This window comes from Kribbella sp. NPDC051137 (assembly GCF_040682535.1).
Classification (GTDB): Bacteria; Actinomycetota; Actinomycetes; order Propionibacteriales; family Kribbellaceae; genus Kribbella; species Kribbella karoonensis.
The window spans coordinates 940,362-954,403 of record NZ_JBFBBI010000001.1; the positions used below are offsets into that span (position 1 = coordinate 940,362).

Consider the following 14,042-nt stretch of genomic DNA (forward strand, 5'->3'; position numbering starts at 1 on the left):
CCGATGACCCGCCGCGACGGAGTCGTGGCTTGTGTGCTGTCATGCGATCCGTCCACTTCTGAGTCCGAGGCCGGACCACACGGTGGGGAGGTGGTCGCCGCGGCGGACCCTGGCTACTCGCCAGCCGTTGCGGCGGAGTTCGTTCTCGGTGGCGTCCGTGGCCGCGGTCAGGCGGGCGGCCTTCTCGGTCGCCTCGGCGCCGACCGCCCAGCTGGCCGCGTCCAGCACCAGCGCGACGCCGGTCGCCTGGCTGGTCCGCCAGCGGTTCAGCGCGATGACGTCGTCGGTGCTGCAGGCGCCCAGGACGGCGATCACCAGGCTCGGCTCCTGCGCGTGCCGGTCGACGGTCAGCAGCGGGCCGAGTTCGGCGTACTTGTGCTCCTCGACGGTCGCGCACTCGGTCAGCAGCTGCTGCTGGCTGAGCGGCTGGTGGACCGCGGCGGACGTCCGGTGCGTGATCGCGGACAGTGTGGTCGGCCCGCCGAGCATCGTCGTGACGTACCCGCGGCGCAACCGGTCGATGCCGATCGACGCGACCGCGCTGACCGCCCACTCCAGACTCGACGACGGCCCGTGCCCGTGGTGCGAGATCACCCGCGCGTCCAGGAACAGCGCACACCGGCTCTGCCACGGCTGCTCCTCGCGGCGGACCATCAGCTCGCCGCGGCGCGCCGTCGACCGCCAGTGCACCCGCCGCAGGTCGTCGCCGTCGCGGTACTCGCGGACCGTCGCGTCCTCCTCGCCCGCGGCCGCGATCGCCCGCGGCCGGTTCTCACCGGATCCGGCCCGGTCGGCCCCGAGTCGTACTTCGGGAAGCTTGTGGACCCGCGGCGTGACCAGCAGGTGCTGGCTGCGCGTGAACGTCCGGCTCGTCTCCACCAGCCCGAACGGGTCCGCGACCGTCAGCATCAACGGCCCGACCTGGAACAGCCCGCGGACATCGGACTTGACCGGGTACGTGACCGTACGGCGCCAGTTCGGGCTGACCCGGTCGACGACGAACCGCGGCCGGTGGCCCAGTACGTAAGGAATCCGGTCCTCGAGCAGCAGCAGCCCCGCGGGCATCCGCCCCTGGTTGCTCAGCGTCAGCTCGACGGTGGCCTGCGTTCCGACCGGGACCTGGTCCGGCGCGAGGCTCCGGCGTACCTGCAGGCGCAGCCGCGTCCGGCCGACGACCAGGGCCGCCACCACCGGCAGCGCGGCCAGCAGGATGCCGACGCGCAGCAGGTCCTTCTGGCCGAGCAGCAGCGCGCAGAGCGACGCGGTGATCCCGGCGGCGACGAACGCCCGCCCTCGGGTGGTCAGTCCGCGCAGTGCCTGCCGCATGCCTCAGTCCCGACGGGTACGGGGGAGCGGCACGCTGGCCACCAGCCCGGAGATGATGTCGGCCGCACCGCGCCCACCGAGATGCGCCTCGGCCGCCGGCAGCACGCGGTGCGCGAGCACCGGAACCGCCAGTTCCTGGATGTCGTCCGGCAGCACGAACTCACGGGAGTCGAGCGCCGCCGCCGCACGCGCCGCCCGGACCAGGTGCAGCGTCGAGCGCGGGCTGGCGCCCAGCCGGAGCTCCTGGGAGCGCCGGGTCGCACCGACCAGTGCGACGGCGTACTCCTTCACCGACTCCGACACGTGCACCGACTGCACGGTCTTGACCAGCCGGAGGATCTGCTGGCCGTCCGTGACCGGCTGCAGGTTCGCCAGCGGGTCGTCGGCCGCGTGCCCGTCCAGCATCCGCAGCTCGGCGGCCGGCTCCGGGTAACCCATCGACACCCGCGCCATGAACCGGTCGCGCTGTGCTTCCGGCAGCGGGTAGGTGCCTTCCATCTCGATCGGGTTCTGCGTCGCGATCACCATGAACGGCGCTTCCAGGCTGTACGTCGTGGTGTCGACGGTGACCTGGCGCTCCTCCATCGACTCGAGCAGCGCGGCCTGGGTCTTCGGCGAGGCCCGGTTGATCTCGTCGCCGACCACGATGTTCGCGAACACCGCGCCGGGCTTGAACTCGAAGTCGCGGATCTCCTGGTTGAAGACCGAGACACCGGTGATGTCGGACGGCAGCAGGTCCGGTGTGAACTGGATCCGCCGCACGCTGCAGTCGATCGACTTGGCCAGCGCCTTGGCCAGCATCGTCTTGCCGACGCCCGGCACATCCTCGATCAGCAGGTGGCCCTCGGCGAGCAGGACCGTGACGGCGACCTCGACGACGTCGGGCTTGCCCTCGATCACCTGTTCCATGGCCCGGCGGACGCGCGCCGCCACCTCGGACAGCTCGTCGAAATCCCCGGCTCCTGCCAGCGGCGAGCTGGTGGCGGTGGTGCTCACTCTGAGTCCTCCCCATTCGTTGACTGCCGACACATTCTCACCCTCTGTAGGGGTCGGGCCAAGAGTTTCGTCACTTGGCTGATCGATCGTCATCGGCGCACGCCCCAAGGGTCGGTAGTCGTCCCTCCAAGCGTACGGGCGGCACCAGCGGTGTGTGGGGCGTACGACGCTGCGAATCGGTACCTGGTTCACGAGCCGGCCAAGCAAATGGTTCATGGCTGTCCGGCGCACCTTCCTCCACTTTCCTCCACCGGCTCCTCCACTTCGCTCCACGACGGCCCTCCAGCACGCTCCACACGCCGGTCCGCGAGGGCAGTTGAGGCGGCAGCGACACGCGGGCCCCGAGCACGAATCAGGCCCGAATCAGGCGGGGATCCGGGCGGCACGGGGGCGTAATGGGGCGGAAGTTGGTTGACGGTGGTGGAAAGTGGAGTAAGGTGGAGCGCAGTGGAACTGAAGTGGTGGAAGCACTCGCCTGAGTCGGAGAGTCCGCAACGGGGAGGTGGAGCGTGTTCCTCGGAACTCACTTCCCCAAGCTCGACGACAAGGGGCGGCTGTTCCTGCCGGCGAAGTTCCGCGACGAGCTGGCCGACGGTCTGGTGATCACGCGAGGGCAGGAGCGATCGCTGTCCGTGTGGCCGGAGCGTGAGTTCGTCCAGCTGACCGAGCAGTTGAAGCAGGCTCCGATCACCAACAAGGGTGCCCGGGACTACCTACGGATGTTGTTCGCCGGCGCCTCCAACGAGATGCCGGACAAGCAGGGCCGGGTCACCATCCCACCGATGCTGCGTGACTATTCAGCACTTGATCGCGACTGCGTCGTCATCGGGGCGATGAACCGGGTGGAGATCTGGAACACGGAGAACTGGAACCGGTACTCCGCGGAGCAGGAGCAGGCGTTCGCCGACCTGTCCGAGGAAGTACTGCCAGGCATCTTCTAAAGCTCAACAGTGTGGGACCGAGACACATCGACCGTCCGGTGAGATCACGGGTCCGACTTCCGACCTGGAGTGTTGGCGTCACTTCCCCGGCGCCAAGACCGAACAGGTACTTCCCCGGAAGGCGTACCCGCGATCTGACCGGACGGTGTTGTCTACCCACGCTCACATGACCTGCGGGGGCAGGGTCGCTCCCACAGTGGCGGGAAGTGACGGGAAGGGTCGAGATGGACGCTGCGGAGCGGCATGTGCCGGTGATGCTGGAGCGCGTGGTCGCGCTGCTGGCACCGGCGCTCGCGCGTCCCGGCGCGGTCTTCGTCGACGCGACCCTCGGTCTCGGCGGGCATTCCGAGGCGTTCCTGCGGCAGTTCCCCGAGGTCCGGCTGATCGGCTTCGACCGGGACCCGGACGCGCTCCGGCTCGCCGGTGAGCGCTTGGCGCCGTACCGGGAACGCATCACTCTCGTGCACGCGGTGTACGACGAGTTGCCGCGGGCACTCGCGGATCTCGGCGTACCGGCGATCGACGGCATCCTGTTCGACCTGGGCGTCTCGTCGATGCAGCTGGACGAGGCCGGCCGCGGGTTCGCGTACGCGCAGGACGCGCCGCTGGACATGCGGATGGACCCGACCCGCGGGACCACCGCGGCCGAGATCGTGAACACGTACAGCGCGGCCGACCTGGCCCGGATCCTGTTCCAGTACGGCGAGGAGAAGTTCGCCCGCCGGATCGCGGACCGGATCGTCCGGGAGCGGGCGGTCGAGCCGTTCACGAACACCGCGCGGCTGTCCGAGCTGGTCCGGGACGCGATCCCGCAGGCCGGAAAGCGGACCGGGGGACACCCGGCGAAGCGCACGTTCCAGGCGCTGCGGATCGAGGTGAACGGCGAGCTCGACGTACTGCGTCGCGCGCTGCCGGCCGCCCTCGACGCGCTGGCGCTGCACGGCCGGATCGTCGTGATGAGTTACCACTCGCTCGAGGACCGGATCACCAAGCAGGCGTTCGCGCCGGGCACGAAGGCCGACGTACCGGACGACCTGCCAGTGATCCCGGCCGGGCACGAACCGTATCTGAAGCTACTGACCCGGGGTGCCGAACGGCCGACCGAGCAGGAGGTCGCGGTGAACCCGCGGGCCGCCTCCGCCCGGGTGCGGGCCGCCGAGCGGATCCGGGAGAAGGGACTGGTGGCCTGATGAGTACCGTCTTCAGCCCGCAGAAGGCGCGGGTGACACCGGCCCCTGGCAGCACAGGCGCGAAGAAGGAGCAGCCGCGGCTCCGGGTCGTGTACGGCGCGCCGTTCCGGCCGCCGCGGATGCCGTTCGTGATCTTCGTGGTGTCGTTGCTGGCCGCCGGGCTGGTCGGCCTGCTGCTGCTGAACACGCAGCTGCAGAGCGGGACGTTCGACATCACCAAGCTGAACAGCCAGGCGAACGACCTGCGCGATCAGCAGCAGCAGCTGGAGAAGCAGGTCCGGGCGCTGGAGTCGCCGCAGAACCTGTCCGACCGGGCGCTGAAGATGGGCATGGTGCCGAACCCGAACCCCGTGTTCCTGCGGCTGTCCGACGGGCGCGTCCTCGGCGTACCGGCGGAGGGCAAGGCAGGCGCCGGTACGGCGATGTTCGGCCAGCAGAAGCCGGTCGCGAAGACGACCACCAAGCCGGTCACGCCGGTCAAACCGGTGAAGCCGGTGACACCGGTCAAACCGGTGACCCCGGTCAAGCCGACGACCGGGACCGCGAACACGCACACGACCACCACCAAGCCGCCGGCCGGCACCAAGCCGCCGGCCACGACGAAGCCCGCCACGACCACACGGGGATGATCGGATGACGGACCGACGGGGAAACGAGCCGCCACGCAAGCGTGGCACCGAACCAGGGCGGGGCAATCCACCCCGTAAGGCTCAACCCCGTCGGCCATCCGCTACAGACAGTGCCCGCTCCGCGTCCCAGGGCCCCCAACGCCCCGAATCCACCCGCGACCGCCTCCTCCGCAAAGCGCGCGAGGAGCAGGAGCGCGCGAACGGGACCGCGTCGCCGCGCCCGGTGAAGCGTCCGGTGAAGAAGGCCGCTGCCAAGCGACCGTCGAGCAGTACGCCGACCGCTCGCAAGCAGGCGCCGGCCAAGAAGACCGCAGCCAAGCGGCCGGTGAAGAAGACGGCCGGGAAGAAGCGGCCGCCGCAGAATCGGCCTCAGCCTCGGCCCAAGAAGCGGAAGGTGCGGAAGACGCCGCGGATGTTGCGGCTGGGACGTCCCGCGCTGCGGCTCCGGCTGACCTTCGGGGTGATGGCGTTCGTGCTGTCGTTGTTCGCCGGCCGGCTCGTGCTGCTGCAGGGGGTCGACCCGGACAGCTACGCGGCGGCGGCGACCAAGGAGAACGCGCGGGCGTACATCCTGCACGCCGACCGCGGCACCATCGAGGACCGGAACGGCGTCGAGCTCGCGGTCACCGAGGACGCGGTCGCGATCACCGCCGACCCGCAGCAGACCAAGCCGGTCGCGCAGCAGCTGGCCGCGATCCTGGCGCCGAAGCTGCCCGGTACGACGACCGCCAAGCTGATCGCGGCGATGTCCGGCCCGGGCCGGTTCGCGTACCTCGCGCACCAGGTGAGCCCGACGACGTGGAGCGCGATCCAGGCCGAGATCAAGGCCGCGAACGTGCCGATCACCAAGCAGAACAAGGGCAAGCCGGTGGAGCAGCAGGCCAAGCTGCTGGGCGGTCTGTACACCGAGGAAGAGCCGATCCGCAGCCACCCGAACGGCACCATCGCCGCCAGCCTGGTCGGCGTCACCGGTGGCGACGGCAAGGGCCTGTCCGGGCTGGAGTACGGCCTGAACGACAAGCTCTCCGGTGTCGACGGCAAGGCCGTCTACGAGGTGGATGCCCGCGGCAACCAGATCCCGAACGCGAACCACACCGTCCAGGAGCCGAAGCCGGGCGTCGGTGTCCAGCTGACCCTGGACACCGACCTGCAGTTCTTCGCCGAGAAGCGGATCCAGCAGGCCGTCCAGCAGTACAAGGCGAGCGCCGGCACGGTCGTGGTGATGGACGTCAAGACCGGCGAGCTGCTCGCGCTGGCGAACTACCCGTCGTTCGACCCGAACAACAAGAAGACCTGGACCAACCTGGGCAACACCGCGCTCGACCGCAGCTTCGAACCGGGCAGCGTGCAGAAGGTGGTCACGATGGCCGCGCTCGCCGACGCCGGCCTGATCAACCTGGACACCAAGATCCCGGTGCCCGGCACGATCGAGGTCCAGCGCCGGATCATCAAGGACCACTGGGCGCACGACACGATGAACCTGACCGTCTCCGGGATCATCGCCAAGTCGTCGAACGTCGGCACGATCATGCTCTCGCACCGGATGCCGATCCCGCAGTTCGTGAAGTACCTGCACGACTTCGGCTTCGGCGAGCCGACCGGGCTGAACTTCCCCGGTGAGACCAACGGCCGGCTGGCCCCGGGCGACGAGTGGCCGGAGATCACCCGGTCGAACGTCGCCTTCGGCCAGGGCCTGTCGGTGAACGCCGTCCAGGAGGCCGCCGCGGTGAACGCGGTCGCGAACGGCGGCGTGTACGAGCCGCCGAAGCTGATCCGGAACTTCGTCCAGGCCGACGGCACGCTGACCCCGAACCAGACCGCGCCGTCGCGCCGGGTGGTGAGCGAGAAGGCCGCCAAGGAGGTCACGACCATGATGGAGTCGGTGACCGCGAAGAAGGGCACCGCGCCGCAGGCCGCGATCGACGGGTACCTGGTGGCCGGCAAGACCGGTACGGCGCAGCAGGTCGTCCCCGGCACCGCGAAGTACGGCGCCTGGGCGACTTCTTTCGCCGGATTTGCTCCCGCCGACAACCCACGGTTCGTGACGTACGTCGTACTGCACGATCCCCAGGGTGCCCGGGGTGGTGGTCTCCAAGGAGGACCGGTGTTCCGAGACGTGATGAGCTACGCGCTGCAGAAGTACGTCGTTCCGCCGACCGGGGCGGCGCAGCCGAGCATCCCGCTCACCTGGTGATGAACCGGCTGGTCGTGACGCAGGGTCAGGTAGGAGTCACAGGGTCCGTGGCGGTAGCCTCAGGGCCCGTGTCCACCCCTACCGCCGCAGGCGGCGCGGTCGCAGCGATCAGGCCCCGGCACGTCGTGCCGGTGAGCCTCGCCGACCTCGCGAACGTCGCCCACACTCAGCTCCCGGCAACGCCGCCGGTGAGCGTGACCGGCGTATCCCTCGACTCGCGTTCCATCCTTCCCGGCGACCTGTACGCCGCGCTGCCCGGTGCGGTCACGCACGGTGCGGAGTTCGTCGCGAGAGCCCAGCAGGCGGGCGCCGTCGCCGTACTGACCGACCCGTCCGGCGCCGAGCGCGCCGCGGCCACCGGGCTTCCGGTGCTGGTCGCCGACCGCCCGCGCAGTGTGCTCGGTGCGGTCGCCTCCCGCATCTACGGTGAGCCGACGAGCGAGCTCCGGCTGATCGGGGTGACCGGCACCAACGGCAAGACCACCACGAGCTTCCTGCTCGATTCGGTACTGCGGCAGCTCGGCCCGACAGCGCTGATCGGGACGATCCAGACGCGGATCGGCGACGAGGTCGTGAAGAGCGTCCGGACCACTCCGGAGGCGACCGACCTGCAGGCGCTGTTCGCGGTGATGCGCGAGCGGGCCGTCGAGTGGTGCGCGATGGAGGTGTCCAGCCACGCGCTGGCGCTGGGCCGGGTGGACGGCGCCCGGTTCGCGGTCGCGGGGTTCCTGAACCTGACGCAGGACCACCTGGACTTCCACAAGACGTTCGAGGACTACTTCCAGGCGAAGGCCTCGTTGTTCACCCCGGAGCGCTGTGATGTCGCGGTGGTGACGATCGACGACGAGTACGGGCGCCGACTGGCCGCGCAGACCGTCGTACCGCTGGTCACCGTGTCGGTGAACGGCGACGCGGACTGGACCGTCACGCACCGGCACCGCTCGGAGCACGGGACCACCGTGCTCGACATCCAGGGGCCGGGGGAGACGCTGACGGTCGAGATCGGGCTGCCGGGCGACTTCAACGTGGCGAACGCGCTGCTCGCGACCGCGATGCTGCGGCAGCTCGACGTTCCCGCCGAGGCGATCGCGGCCGGGCTGCGGACCGCGACCGTGCCGGGCCGGATGGAGACGTTCACCCGTGAGGACGGGCTGTCGGTGATCGTGGACTACGCGCACACGCCGGACGCGGTCGCGCTGGCGCTGAGAGCTGCTCGTGGCGCGACCAAGGGCCGGCTGTTCGCGGTGGTCGGCTGCGGCGGCGACCGGGACCCGTGGAAGCGGCCCGCGATGGGCGCCGAGGCGGCGAAAGCGGCGGACGTGGTGATCGTCACCGACGACAACCCGCGCAGCGAGGACCCGGCCGCGATCCGGGCCGCCGCGATCGCGGGCGCCCGCGACGCCGTACCGGACGTGGACCTGCACGAGATCGGTGACCGCCGGCAGGCGATCGCGTCCGCGATCCGGCTGGCCGGCCCGGGTGACACCGTGATCGTTCTCGGGAAGGGCCATGAGACAGGCCAGGACGTCGGCGGCGTGATCCACCCGTTCGACGACCGCGAAACCGTGCGTGAGCTGTTGGAGGCAGATCGGTGATCCCTGTCAGTTGCGGCGAGATCGCCGACGTCGTCCGCGGTGAGCTGCTGGGGGCCGACCCGGCAGCCGTCGTCGACGGTGCGGTAGTCATCGACTCGCGGGAGGCCGGTCCGGGCGGGCTTTTCGTCGCGTTGCCCGGCGAACGCGTCGACGGTCACGACTTCGTCGGTACGGCGACAGCGGCCGGCGTCACGGCGTCCCTCACCACCCGGCCGGTGGAGAGCAGCCCGTGCATCGTCGTCGACGACGCGGAGCGCGCGCTCGGCGACCTGGCCCGGCTGGTGATCGGCCGGCTGCCGGACCTGACCGTGATCGGGCTGACCGGGTCGACCGGCAAGACCAGCACCAAGGACCTGATCGGCCAGCTGATCCGGCCGTACGGCGAGACGGTGTGCCCGGAGGGCTCCTTCAACAACGAGCTCGGCCACCCGTTGACCGCGCTGCAGGCGACGCCGGCCACGAAGTACCTGGTCGCGGAGATGGGTGCCCGGCACACCGGCGACATCACCTATCTGTCCGGCATCACGCCGCCGGCGGTCGGCCTGGTGCTGAACGTCGGTACGTCGCACATCGGCGAGTTCGGGTCCCAGGACAACATCGCGATCGCCAAGGGCGAGCTGATCGAGGCGGTGAAGCCGGGCGGCACGGCAGTCCTGAACGCCGACGACCACCGGGTGGCCGCGATGCGGAGCCGGACGCAGCAGAAGGTGCTGACCTTCGGCGAGGCGCCCGAGGCGGACGTCCGCGCCACCGACGTGAAGGTCGACGGCGAGGGCCGCCCGGCGTTCACGCTGCACATCGGTGACTTCGCCGGTGTCGTGCAGCTGCAGCTGATCGGCGAGCACAACGTCTCGAACGCGCTCGCCGCGGCCGGGGTCGCGCTGGCGGTCGGGCTGACCCCGGAGCAGATCGCCGACGGGCTGGGATCCGCGCAGCGGGTGTCCGCCGCGCGGATGGAGCTGACCGAGCGGGCCGACGGCGTGACGATCATCAACGACGCGTTCAACGCGAACCCGGACTCGACCCGCGCCGCGCTCAAGTCGCTGGTCGCGATCGGCCGGTCCCGGGGCGCGCGGACCTGGGCGGTGCTCGGCGAGATGCTCGAGCTCGGGGACACCTCGGGCGCCGAGCACGACGCGATCGGCCGGCTGGCCGTCCGGCTGGACGTGAACCGGCTGGTCGTGGTCGGCGCGGGCGCGAAACCGATGCACCTCGGTGCCTCGCTGGAAGGCTCGTGGGGCAACGAGTCCGTGTTCGTCGAGACCATTCCGGAGGCACTGGAGTTGTTGCGCGAAGAGCTGCGCGCGGGTGACGTCGTACTGGTGAAGTCCTCGAAGGCGGCCAAACTCCGCAGCCTCGCGGACGCCCTGGTGGAGGCACAGCAGTGATCTCGATCCTGTTCGGCGGCGCCGTCTCGATGGTGCTGACCCTGGTCGGTACCCGCTGGGCGATCAAGTGGCTGGCCAAGCGCGGCTACGGCCAGGAGATCCGCGACGACGGCCTGAAGTCGCACATGATCAAACGCGGTACGCCGACCATGGGCGGCACGGTGTTCATCGCGGCCACCATCGTCGGGTACTTCAGCGCGAAGCTGTTCGTGATGCTCACCACCGGCGCCGGCAGCGGGCCGACCGCCTCCGCGTTGCTGGTGCTGTTCCTGTTCGCGGGCATGGGCGCGGTCGGCTTCCTGGACGACTTCATCAAGATCTTCCGGCAGCGCAGCCTCGGCCTGCGCAGCAAGGCGAAACTGGCCGGACAGACCCTGGTCGCGGTGATCTTCGCGGTGCTCGCGCTGCAGTTCCCCGATGACCGCGGGCAGCGGCCGGCGTCGCCGTTCATCTCGTTCATCCGGGACATCGGCTGGCTGGAGTTGCCGGCCATCCTGGTGATCATCTGGATCCTGCTGCTGATCGCGGGTATGTCCAACGGCGTGAACCTGGCTGACGGCCTGGACGGTCTGGCGACCGGGGCGTCGATGATGGTGTTCGGTGCCTACACGCTGATCTGCATCTGGCAGTTCAACCAGAGCTGCGCGACCGAGCGCGGCGTCGGCGCCAAGTGTTACGAGGTCCGGGATCCACGGGACCTCGCGGTCGTGGCGGCCTGTCTCACCGGGGCACTGTTCGGCTTCTTGTGGTGGAACGCGTCGCCGGCGAAGATCTTCATGGGCGACACCGGTTCGTTGTCGCTGGGCGGCGCGCTCGCGGGCATGGCCGTGATGACCCGCACCGAGCTGCTGGTGCTGGTGCTCGGCGGCCTGTTCGTCGTCATCACCGCGTCGGTGATCCTGCAGGTCGGCTACTTCAAGATCACCAAACAGGCGACCGGTGTCGGCAAACGGCTGTTCCTGATCGCACCACTGCATCACCACTTCGAGATGCTCGGCTGGGAACAGGTCAACGTGGTGATCCGCTTCTGGATCATCCAGGGCCTGTGCGTGGTGATCGGCCTGGGGATCTTCTACGCGGAGTGGGTGACCGGATGAAGACGCGTACTGACGAAGGCTGGGCGACGACGCGGTTCGTCGTGCTCGGCTTCGGTACCGCGGGCTACGCCTGCGCGGACTCGCTGCTGCAGGCCGGCGCGGAGCACCTCGTCGTACTGGACGACCGGGACACCGAGGCGCTGCGCGAGAAGGCGCAGATCCTGGAGACGCTCGGCGCCACGATCACGCTCGGCCCGGGCAGTACGCAGGAGTTGCCGAAGGACGTCGACGTCGTCGTCACGTCTCCCGGCGTACCGCCGCACGCCCCGCTGCTCGCGCAAGCGGCCGAGCGCGACGTACCGATCTGGAGCGAGATCGAGCTCGCCTGGCGGCTCCGGGACCCGGCGAACGCCGCGCCCTGGCTGTGCATCACCGGGACCAACGGCAAGACCACGACCGTGCAGATGCTGACCGCGATGCTGCAGGCGGCCGGCCACCGGGCAGTTGCCGCGGGCAACGTCGGCCTGCCGCTGCTGGAAGCCGTCATGGACCCCGAGCCGTACGACGTGATCGCGGTCGAGCTGTCGTCGTACCAGCTGCACTTCACGCACTCGATGTCGGCGCACTCGGCCGCCGTGCTGAACATCGCCCCGGACCACGTGGACTGGCACGGCTCGCTCGAGGCGTACGCCGCGGACAAGGGCCGGATCTTCGAGAACTGCCAGGTCGCGTGCGTGTACAACGTCGCGGACCCGGCCACCGAGCACCTCGTCGAAGAGGCCGACGTGATCGAGGGCTGCCGCGCGATCGGCTTCACCCTCGGTACGCCGGGACTGTCGATGCTCGGGATCGTCGACGACCTGCTCGTCGACCGGGCGTTCATCGAGCAGCGGTCGACGTCCGCGCTCGAGCTGGCCACGATCAACGACGTGAACCCGCCGGCGCCGCACAACGTCGCGAACGCGCTGGCCGCGGCCGCACTCGCCCGTTCCTTCGGTGTACCGGCGACCGCGGTGCGCGACGCGCTGCGCGGGTTCCACCCGGACAAGCACCGGATCGCGCACGTCGCGGACGTTGCCGGAGTCAACTATGTCGACGACTCGAAGGCGACCAACCCGCATGCCGCGCAGGCGTCGCTGCTCGCGTACGAGCATGTCGTCTGGATCGCCGGCGGCCAGGCCAAGGGCGCCACGTTCGACGACCTGGTGATCGCCGCACGCGAACGTTTGCGTGCTGTCGTCCTGCTGGGCCAGGACAAGGCCGTGATCGCCGAAGCTCTCGAGCGACACGCACCGGATGTCCCGAGGATCGTCGTCGAGTCAACGGACACTGGAGCCATGGAGATCGTGGTGGGGGAGGCGGCGAAGCTCGCACAGGTGGGTGACACCGTGCTGCTCGCCCCCGGCTGCGCTTCGTGGGACATGTTCGCCAACTACGGAGCCCGCGGCGACGCCTTCGCCGAAGCCGTACGCCGACTGGGGTGATCGTGTGACGTCGGTCGCGGATCAGCCGGATCAGAAGAAGCAGGACGGCACCGAACGGCCGTGGCTCGCCGCGATCCGGGACGTGCTGGACCGGCCGCTGACGTCGTACCACATCGTGCTCGGGGCGACCGGGTTGCTGCTGGTGCTCGGGCTGATGATGGTGCTGTCGGCGTCCAGCGTGCTGTCGTTCCGTGCGTACGGGAGCAGCTACACGATCTTCGTCCGGCAGCTGATCTGGGTCGTCGTCGGCCTCCCGATGGCGTACGTCGCCTCCCGGATGACGCCGCGGCACTTCCGGATGCTCGCGTACGTCGCGCTGCTCGGCTCGACGTTCCTGCTGGTGCTGACGTTCATCCCGGGCCTCGGCGTCGGCGTGAACGGCAACACGAACTGGCTGCGCCTCGGCGGGCCGCTGCAGATCCAGCCGAGCGAGTTCGCGAAGCTCGCGATGGTGATGTGGTGTGCGGACCTGTACGCCCGCAAGGAGAAGCTGCTCACCCAGTGGAAGCACCTGCTGGTCCCGATGGTCCCGGTCTGCGGCCTGGTGATCGCACTGGTGGTCGGCCAGCACGACCTCGGTACGGCGCTGGTCCTGATGGCCGTGATGATCGGCATGATCTGGGTGGTCGGCGCACCCACCCGGCTGTTCGTCGCGACGATCGGCGTGGTCGGGCTGGTGGCGACGTACTTCGTCAACGCGGAGAAGTACCGGATGCAGCGCGTGACGTCGTTCCTGGACCCGTTCGGCGACCCGTCCGGCGTCGGCTGGCAGGCGTACCACTCGTTCTACGCGCTCTCGACCGGCGGCTGGTGGGGCGTCGGGATCGGCAACAGCCGGCAGAAGTGGGGCAACCTGCCCGAGGCGCACACCGACTTCATCTTCTCGGTGATCGGTGAGGAGCTCGGCCTGGTCGGTTCGCTGACCGTGCTCGCGCTGTTCCTGCTGCTGGCCTACGCCGGCGTCCGGATCGCGACCCGGAACACCCAGCCGTTCGTCCGTTACGCGGCCGCCGGGATCACGGTCTGGATCATGGCGCAGACCGTGGTCAACCTCGGCGCGGTGATCGGGCTGCTACCCATCGTGGGTATCCCGCTCCCGCTTTTGTCGTACGGTGGTTCCGCACTGCTGCCGACGCTGATCGCGATCGGCATGCTGCTGTCCTTCGCGAAGGCCGAGCCCGGCGCGCAGGCCGCCCTGAAAGAGACCCGGCGTCCTCGTTTCGGCTGGTTGCCTTCGCGGCGAACGTACAAATGAAACCGCG

The 14,042-nt window shown here is 69.7% G+C and carries 11 protein-coding genes; 9 read left to right on the forward strand and 2 right to left on the reverse strand.

The window, feature by feature from the left end; translation table 11 throughout:
- Positions 1 to 39 precede the first annotated feature (39 nt).
- Both AB0M51_RS04490 and AB0M51_RS04495 read right to left on the reverse strand, forming a co-directional pair.
- Positions 40 to 1,326, reverse strand: a complete 1,287-nt coding sequence (locus AB0M51_RS04490) for a DUF58 domain-containing protein (RefSeq protein ID WP_344201082.1) — start codon at positions 1,324 to 1,326, stop codon at positions 40 to 42.
- A 3-nt stretch (positions 1,327 to 1,329) separates the two neighbouring features.
- Entirely contained in the window at positions 1,330 to 2,235 is a 906-nt protein-coding gene (locus tag AB0M51_RS04495) for an AAA family ATPase (RefSeq protein ID WP_363748498.1), read from the reverse strand.
- 596 nt (positions 2,236 to 2,831) lie between these two features.
- Here AB0M51_RS04495 and mraZ point away from each other — a divergent pair.
- From mraZ to ftsW, 9 genes are all read left to right on the forward strand, one after another.
- Entirely contained in the window at positions 2,832 to 3,263 is a 432-nt protein-coding gene (gene mraZ / locus AB0M51_RS04500; RefSeq protein WP_344201077.1) for a division/cell wall cluster transcriptional repressor MraZ, read from the forward strand.
- Between the two features lie 224 nt (positions 3,264 to 3,487).
- Entirely contained in the window at positions 3,488 to 4,453 is a 966-nt protein-coding gene (gene rsmH, locus AB0M51_RS04505; protein ID WP_344201074.1) for a 16S rRNA (cytosine(1402)-N(4))-methyltransferase RsmH, read from the forward strand.
- A complete protein-coding gene (locus tag AB0M51_RS04510) occupies positions 4,453 to 5,082 on the forward strand; it encodes a hypothetical protein (protein ID WP_344201071.1) in 630 nt (209 codons plus the stop codon). Before rsmH ends, AB0M51_RS04510 begins: the two co-directional genes overlap by 1 nt.
- Before the next feature lie 235 nt (positions 5,083 to 5,317).
- A complete protein-coding gene (locus AB0M51_RS04515; RefSeq protein WP_344201068.1) occupies positions 5,318 to 7,276 on the forward strand; it encodes a penicillin-binding transpeptidase domain-containing protein in 1,959 nt (652 codons plus the stop codon).
- A 68-nt stretch (positions 7,277 to 7,344) separates the two neighbouring features.
- Positions 7,345 to 8,871: a UDP-N-acetylmuramoyl-L-alanyl-D-glutamate--2,6-diaminopimelate ligase gene (locus AB0M51_RS04520; RefSeq protein WP_344201065.1), complete on the forward strand. Its 1,527-nt coding sequence runs from the start codon at positions 7,345 to 7,347 to the stop codon at positions 8,869 to 8,871.
- Positions 8,868 to 10,259, forward strand: coding sequence for a UDP-N-acetylmuramoyl-tripeptide--D-alanyl-D-alanine ligase (gene murF, locus AB0M51_RS04525; RefSeq protein WP_344201062.1), 1,392 nt, complete (start codon positions 8,868 to 8,870; stop codon positions 10,257 to 10,259). Before AB0M51_RS04520 ends, murF begins: the two co-directional genes overlap by 4 nt.
- Positions 10,256 to 11,356 (forward strand): phospho-N-acetylmuramoyl-pentapeptide-transferase, encoded by a 1,101-nt coding sequence (mraY, locus tag AB0M51_RS04530; RefSeq protein WP_344201059.1) that lies wholly within the window; start codon positions 10,256 to 10,258, stop codon positions 11,354 to 11,356. The genes murF and mraY overlap by 4 nt, the downstream gene beginning before the upstream one ends.
- Positions 11,353 to 12,780: a UDP-N-acetylmuramoyl-L-alanine--D-glutamate ligase gene (gene murD, locus AB0M51_RS04535; protein ID WP_344201056.1), complete on the forward strand. Its 1,428-nt coding sequence runs from the start codon at positions 11,353 to 11,355 to the stop codon at positions 12,778 to 12,780. Before mraY ends, murD begins: the two co-directional genes overlap by 4 nt.
- 4 nt (positions 12,781 to 12,784) lie before the next feature.
- Positions 12,785 to 14,035: a putative lipid II flippase FtsW gene (gene ftsW / locus AB0M51_RS04540; protein WP_344201053.1), complete on the forward strand. Its 1,251-nt coding sequence runs from the start codon at positions 12,785 to 12,787 to the stop codon at positions 14,033 to 14,035.
- The last annotated feature ends 7 nt before the right edge of the window (positions 14,036 to 14,042 follow it).